The 2,494-nt window shown below is 64.5% G+C and carries 3 protein-coding genes; 2 read left to right on the forward strand and 1 reads right to left on the reverse strand.

Going from position 1 to position 2,494, the window contains the following annotated elements; genetic code table 11:
* Nucleotides 1-118 precede the first annotated feature (118 nt).
* The gene (gene gtdA / locus AC0L3S_RS38885) at nt 119-1,159 is read right to left on the reverse strand and encodes a gentisate 1,2-dioxygenase (RefSeq protein WP_473285224.1); all 1,041 of its coding nucleotides are present in this window, start codon (nt 1,157-1,159) and stop codon (nt 119-121) included.
* 90 nt (nt 1,160-1,249) lie between these two features.
* On the opposite strand from gtdA, the gene maiA reads away from it, so the two are divergent.
* Both maiA and AC0L3S_RS38895 read left to right on the forward strand, forming a co-directional pair.
* Nucleotides 1,250-1,882: a maleylacetoacetate isomerase gene (gene maiA, locus AC0L3S_RS38890; RefSeq protein ID WP_473285226.1), complete on the forward strand. Its 633-nt coding sequence runs from the start codon at nt 1,250-1,252 to the stop codon at nt 1,880-1,882.
* On the forward strand, nt 1,872-2,381 hold the full coding sequence (locus AC0L3S_RS38895; RefSeq protein WP_247817983.1) for a MarR family winged helix-turn-helix transcriptional regulator: 510 nt from the start codon (nt 1,872-1,874) through the stop codon (nt 2,379-2,381). Before maiA ends, AC0L3S_RS38895 begins: the two co-directional genes overlap by 11 nt.
* The last annotated feature ends 113 nt before the right edge of the window (nt 2,382-2,494 follow it).

A 2,494-nucleotide genomic window follows, 5' to 3' on the forward strand; every position in this document is an offset into this window, starting at 1 on the left:
CCTTTAAAAACGGCCTCGAATACTTCCACGCCGTTGCAGCAGGATGGAGCCTTAGAGATATGTGCATGCCCTAGGGCCTTCGCCGGGACGACACTGAGTATGTGTTAGCACGCCCGGCTCACGCGTTCCCGCGATCCTCCCGGAACAGATCCAGCTTCTGCTGCACGGGGCGATCCGAGAAGCTGAACAGCACCGCATCCATGTCCGCCTCGTGCGTGACCCATTGCCAGCTCGGCACCACGAACAAATCGCGCGGGCCCCATTCGAAGGTCGATTCCCCGATGCGGGTGCGGCCGTGGCCTTCGATCGGACAGAATACCGTTGCGTCCGTCGAACGATAGCGCGCGGTCTTGAAGCCCTTCGGCAGCAACTGGATGAAAGTGCCGATGGTCGGCATCGCGAAGTCGCCGGTCTCGGGGTTGCTGAACTTCAGCTTCAGCCCGTGACAGGCGTCCCACTCCTGGCTCGTGCGGGCTTTCTCCAGTGCTTCGCGCGTGTAGGCATAGGGATAGCTGAAGATCGGCGAGGTCTTCGAGCTCCGCTTCACGTCGACCGGCAGCAGATTGTGGCCGTAGCGCGCGAAGCTGTCGCCGGCCGGTCTCGTGATCTTCTGCTGGTCCTCGTTGGAGCCTTCCGCGAAGGAGCAGTCGAAGAACTGCACCAGCGGAATGTCGAGGCCGTCGAGCCAGAACATCGGCTGATCGGTCTCGTTGGAATGATCGTGCCAGGTCATCGACGGCGTGATGATGAAGTCGCCGGGCTCCATCGCGGTGCGCTCGCCGTCGACCGCGGTGTGGGCGCCCCTGCCTTCGAGCACGAAGCGCAGCGCCGATTGGCTGTGCCGGTGGGCGGGTGCGACGTCGCCCGGCACCACCATCTGCACGCCGGCATAGAGCGACGTGGTGATTTTCGACTGCCCGCGCAGGCCGGGATTTTCCAGCACCAGCACGCGCCGCTCGGCTTCTTTCGCCGTGATCAGTTTGCCGGCTTCGGTCATGTAGTCGCGGATGATGTCGAACTTCCACAGATGCGACCGGCAGGCGCTCTTCGGCTCCGGCGTGATCAAATCGCTCATGACGGTCCAGAGCGCGGTGAGATTCTCGCCGTCGATCTTCTTGTAGAATGCCTCGCGTTCCGGCGTCTTGGTCACGGCTTCCATGGTGCGGCTCCCGTCGTTTTGTTGATTGACAGTATACTTACGATCTAGGTAGCGTCAACGTGCGAACAAGAACGAAACGGGAGGGTTCCGATGAAGCTGCACGGCTATTTCCGCTCCAGCGCCGCCTACCGGGTACGGATCGCGCTGAACCTCAAGGGTCTCGGTGCCGAGCACCTGCCGCATCACCTTCGCAAGGGCGAGCAACGCGCGCCCGCCTATCTCGCCATCAATCCGCAGGGCCTGGTGCCCGCGCTGGAGAACGATGCGGGCGCAGTGCTGACCCAGTCCGTCGCCATCATCGAATGGCTCGACGAAACCCACCCCAACCCACCGCTGCTGCCGAGGGATACGCTGCAGCGCGCCAAGGTCAGGGCGTTCGCGTTGGCGGTCGCCTGCGACACTCACCCCGTACAGAACTTGAAGGTGCTGGCGCGGCTGCGCGAGCTTGGCCTTGCCGAGGAGAAGGTTCAGGACTGGGCGGCGTGGGTCAACCGCGAGGGCCTCGCGGCCTGTGAAACCCTGATCAGGACCGAGCCGGGCCCGTTCTGCTTCGGCGATGCGCCGACGCTCGCCGATCTCTGCCTGGTGCCGCAGCTCGCCAATGCGCGCCGCTTTGGCGTCGACGTCTCCGCCTATCCGCGTCTGCTTAAGGCGGAAGCTGCCGCCAAGGCGCTGCCGGCGTTCGTCAACGCCGCGCCGGAGAAGCAGCCCGATGCCGAGTAAGCCGCCTCCGATCACGATTGACGCGGTCTATGCCGCGCCGGGCTATCTGTTCCGGCGCATGCAGCAGATCGCGGTCTCGATCTTCATGGAGGAATGCAAGGCGTTCGACCTCACGCCGGTGCAATACGCGGCGCTGATCGCGATCCACACCCACCCCGGCATCGATGCGACGCGGCTGTCGGCGGTGATCGCCTTCGACCGCTCCACGCTCGGCAGCGTCATCGAGCGGCTTCAGGCCAAGGATTTCGTCGAGCGCAGGCCGGCGCCGGAAGACAAGCGGATCAAGCTGCTCTATTTGACCAAGTCAGGCGCGGCGATCCTGCGCGACATCATCCCCGCCGTCGAACGCGCCCAGGCGCGGATGCTGGAGCCGCTCAAGCCGGCGGACCGCAAGGCGCTGATGGGGCTCCTGGTGCAGCTCGTCGATCTCAACAACGAGGCGTCGCGGGTGCCGCTACGAGCGGAGGACGCGCTGGAGCATCTGGGGAAGGCGGGGTGAGGTGGCGCCTGACATTCCGGTGTCGTCCCGGCGAAGGCCCTAGGGCATGCACATATCTGGTGCGGCGGATTGACTCAGAGCGGCATCTGGGGATTCCAGAATCGGGAAACCGT

This window comes from Bradyrhizobium sp. Ken01 (assembly GCF_055807355.1).

Coding starts and splice junctions, on each gene's coding strand:
- AC0L3S_RS38895 (WP_247817983.1), top strand. CDS start 1,872: ATGCCGAGTAAGCCGCCTCCGATCACGATTGACGCGGTCTATGCCGCG.
- gtdA (WP_473285224.1), bottom strand. CDS start 1,159: ATGGAAGCCGTGACCAAGACGCCGGAACGCGAGGCATTCTACAAGAAG.
- maiA (WP_473285226.1), top strand. CDS start 1,250: ATGAAGCTGCACGGCTATTTCCGCTCCAGCGCCGCCTACCGGGTACGG.